The following is a 4,075-nucleotide window of genomic DNA, read 5'->3' as shown; positions in this document are numbered from 1 at the left end:
TCCCGCTCCACCAGCAGCGGCATCGCCTCCGACGCGGTCACCAACTCCCGCAGCGGATAACGGGACAGCACCCCCTCCACCTCAGGAGACAGCGCGGGCTTCAGGCGGTGGTGGACCGACCGTGTGTCGTCGCCGAGGGCGTGCGCGGCCTCCAGGACCAGGACCCGCTCGGGTCCCTTGGGCACCCCGGCGGCGGCACGTTCGTAGAGCTCGGCGCCCTCCTCCAGGACCAGGCCGGTGTCGATGCCCGCCGGGATCTTGACGGAGGCGGTGTGCCGCCAGGTCGTCAGCGGATCGCTCCACGCCTCCACCCGGAAGGTCCAGCGGCCGGTGGCGTCCGGCGTGATGTCGGCGCCCCACACGTCGCTGCCGGGGGACAGCTCCCGCATCGGCGTCCAGGGGCCACGACGGCCCTTCGGATCCCGCAGGACCACATTCGCACCGACCGCGTCGTGCCCCTCCCGGAACACGGTGGCCGTGACCTGGAACGTCTCCCCGGTCACCGCCTTCGCCGGGCGCCTGCCGCACTCCACGGCCGGCCGGACGTCACGTACCGGTACGCGGCCGATGGCCGGGGTCCTGCGCATGGTTCTCACCTCCGCCGTGCGCGAAGCCGGGCCCAGGGCCCGGCTTCGCGATCCGATGCACGTCCGGCTGCTGCCGGTCCGTGGGGAACGCCATGTACGGTGCCAGGTCATGGGCTTGGCGCCGTGGAACGCCGCTCCGAAGGCGGCGCGCGCCGCGCCGCCCGGCCCGGCTGGGGCCGGCCGTCCTGCTCGCGCAGGTAGCCGGCCAGAGTGGAGCGCAGATAGCGCTCGGCCGCGTCCGCTGCCTCCCGGGCGCAGCGTTTTCCCATCAGCACGCACAAGGTGTAGCCCGAGTCCTCGAAGGTTGCCCGGACCGTGCGGTCGTGGGGCGAGGCGAGCATCACGCGCTCCCAGGCCCGGTAACGCCGCAACTGCCTGGCCACTTCGGCCTTGGCGGGTAGCAGCATGACCCTCTTCACCTTCCACGCTCTCGACTGGGCGCGTTCCCGACGGTCGGGTGGTTTCCGCGCAGGGGTGGGCACGGAACCGTTACGGCGATCGAGGCTTTCACTCATGGTGCACGTACAGACACGCACCGTCCTGTTGGACGTTCAACGACTAGGGCCGTTCGGGACGCTCGTGTTGCACGAATGGCGTAGCGACCCCACTGTGGGAGGTGACTCAGAAGCGATTACTGCTCACGCTCGGTGTCCGGGATCCCTCCCGGACGGGGTGAGGGAGCGAGAGCCTCGCCGGTGAGGAGCAAGCGACGATGAAGACCGCAGTGCCCTGCTACTACCACATCGACGTGGAAGTCAGCCCGGAACGGGTGGGACAGGTCAGCCGCATCCTGGGCGCCCACCTCCGCTACTGGGACCTCGACAACCTCGTGGCCCCCGTCCGCCGCGGCGCCGAACTGCTGCTGCGGGCGATCGACCAGCACGCCACGGAAAAGACCATGTCGATCGAGATGTGGTGGAACGGCCAGCATCTGATCACGGCGGTCGGTGGCGACGACCGCGATCTGCGTCCGGGCCAGGACCTGCGGGCCTGCCTGGCGGACATCGCCGCCATGAGCGACGGATGGGGCTGCTGCGCCTCGGAGACCGGAGGCGTCATCATCTGGTTCTCGCAGCGCGCCCGCACCGGCGAGCGCGTCCCGCTGGTCCCGACCGCCCCGGCGCCGAGCCTCACCGAGGGCCTGCAGGTGCCGCGCGAGCTGAGGGTGGCCGCGCTGGCCGCACCGGCGACCGCCGCGGACGGCGTCCTGGAGGGCGCCCGGTGACGGCACGGAAGTCCCGGAAAGGGGTGTCCGTGTGGAGCGGGCACCCCTATCCGCTGGGGGCCGTGTTCGACGGCGAGGGCACCAACTTCGCCCTGTTCAGCGAGGTCGCCGAGCGTGTCGAGCTGATCCTGGTCGACGACGCGGGCGCCGAGACGCCCGTCCCGCTGCACGAGGTCGACGGCTTCGTCTGGCACGCCTACCTGCCCGGCGTCGGCCCCGGCCGGCGCTACGGCTACCGCGTGCACGGCCCCTGGCAGCCGTCCCTCGGTCACCGCTGCAACCCGGCGAAGCTGCTGCTCGACCCGTACGCCCGCGCCGTGGACGGCCAGATCGACAACCACGCCTCCCTGTACGAGCGTTCGCCCGACGGCCCGTCCCCGGACGACAGCGCCGGGCACTCGATGCTGGGCGTGGTCACCGACCCGTACTTCGACTGGGGCGACGACCGCCCGCCGCGCCGCTCGTACGCGGACTCCGTCATCTACGAGGCCCATGTGCGCGGCATGACCCGCGCCCACCCCGAGATCCCCGAGCGGTTGCGCGGCACCTACGCCGGTCTCGCGCACCCCGCGGTCATCGAGCACCTGACCTCGCTCGGCGTCACCGCGGTGGAGCTGATGCCGGTCCACCAGTTCATCCACGACGGCGTCCTGCAGGACCGCGGCCTTGCCAACTACTGGGGCTACAACACCATCGGCTTCTTCGCCCCGCACAACGCCTACGCCGCGTTCGGCAGTTCGGGCCAGCAGGTCAACGAGTTCAAGGCGATGGTGAAGGCGCTGCACGCGGCCGGCCTCGAGGTCATCCTCGACGTGGTCTACAACCACACCGCCGAGGGCAACGAGTTCGGCCCCTCGCTGTCCTTCCGGGGCATCGACAACGCCTCCTACTACCGGCTGGTCGACGGCGACTGGGCGCACTACTACGACACCACCGGCACCGGCAACAGCCTGCTGATGCGCCACCCCTTCGTGCTCCAGCTCATCATGGACTCGCTGCGGTACTGGGTGACCGAGATGCACGTCGACGGCTTCCGCTTCGACCTCGCGGCCACGCTGGCCCGGCAGTTCCACGAGGTCGACCGGCTGTCCGCGTTCTTCGACCTGATCCAGCAGGACCCGGTGATCAGCCGCGTCAAGCTGATCGCCGAACCCTGGGACGTGGGCGAGGGCGGCTACCAGGTGGGCAACTTCCCGCCGCTGTGGTCGGAGTGGAACGGCCGCTACCGGGACGCCGTACGGGACTTCTGGCGCGGGGAGCCCGGCTCGCTGGGCGAGTTCGCCTCCCGGCTGACCGGATCGTCGGACCTCTACCAGCACAGCCGCCGCGCACCGCGCGCGAGCGTCAACTTCGTCACCGCGCACGACGGTTTCACCCTGCGTGACCTGGTGTCCTACAACGACAAGCACAACGAGGCCAACGGCGAGGGCAACCGGGACGGCGAGAGCCACAACCGGTCCTGGAACTGCGGGGCGGAGGGCGACACCGACGACCCGGCCGTGCTGGAGCTGCGTGCCCGCCAGCAGCGCAACCTGCTGGCCACACTGCTGCTGTCGCAGGGCATCCCGATGCTCTGCCACGGTGACGAACTCGGCCGGACCCAGCGCGGCAACAACAACGCGTACTGCCAGGACAACGAGGTCTCCTGGGTCGACTGGGAGACCACGGACGAGCAGCGCTCGCTCGCCGACTTCACCCGCTATGTGATCGGCCTGCGCGCCCGGCACCCCGTGCTGCGCAGACGCCGCTTCTTCCGCGGCGAGACCCCGACCAACCCCGGACAGCCGCTGCCCGACGTGATGTGGCTGCGGCCCGACGCCCGGGAGATGACCGAGCGGGACTGGCACCGCGAGGACGCGCACTCGATGGGCGTGTTCCTCAACGGCGACGCCATCGCCGAACGCGACCCGCACGGCCGCCGGGTGGTCGACGACTCGTTCCTGCTGCTGCTCAACGGCTACTGGGAACCGGTCGTCTTCCGCCTGCCAGACGACTCCTTCGGCGAGCGATGGACCACCCTGATCGACACCGCCGACCCGGACGGCATCCCCGACGAGCGGGAACGCAAGGCCGGCACCCGGCTGCGGGTGGAGCCGCGCAGCATGGTCGTCCTCTCCCGCCCGGCCCGCGACGCCCGTCCGGCCCGCGGCACCCGTCCGGCACGCCGCACCCGCTGATCCGCCCGAGGGTCCGCCCGGCGTGGGGGGGGGGGGGGCGGGAAAGGGGGGGGGTACGGGGGGCGTAGGGGGGGGTGTTGTTCGTC

The 4,075-nt window shown here is 71.3% G+C and carries 4 protein-coding genes; 2 read left to right on the top strand and 2 right to left on the bottom strand.

Annotated features, from left to right (window positions below):
• Positions 1-587: maltotransferase domain-containing protein (locus ACZ6B1_RS28840; RefSeq protein ID WP_468783092.1), on the bottom strand; the 587-nt coding region annotated here is incomplete at its 3' end.
• Between the two features lie 107 nt (positions 588-694).
• The gene (locus tag ACZ6B1_RS28835; RefSeq protein ID WP_143634047.1) at positions 695-994 is read right to left on the bottom strand and encodes a DUF5133 domain-containing protein; all 300 of its coding nucleotides are present in this window, start codon (positions 992-994) and stop codon (positions 695-697) included.
• A 305-nt stretch (positions 995-1,299) separates the two neighbouring features.
• Between ACZ6B1_RS28835 and ACZ6B1_RS28830 the strand changes: the two genes are divergently transcribed.
• Both ACZ6B1_RS28830 and glgX read left to right on the top strand, forming a co-directional pair.
• Positions 1,300-1,812, top strand: coding sequence for a pep a2 (locus tag ACZ6B1_RS28830; RefSeq protein WP_468783090.1), 513 nt, complete (start codon positions 1,300-1,302; stop codon positions 1,810-1,812).
• Positions 1,813-1,835: 23 nt separating this feature from the next.
• Complete coding sequence (glgX, locus tag ACZ6B1_RS28825; RefSeq protein WP_468783115.1) at positions 1,836-3,989, top strand: glycogen debranching protein GlgX; 2,154 nt, start codon at positions 1,836-1,838, stop codon at positions 3,987-3,989.
• Positions 3,990-4,075: the final 86 nt, after the last annotated feature.

Source organism: Streptomyces sp. NPDC041129, assembly GCF_055592265.1.
Note: the sequence above shows the minus strand (reverse complement) of the source record. Positions and strands in the feature narration are given on the sequence as shown.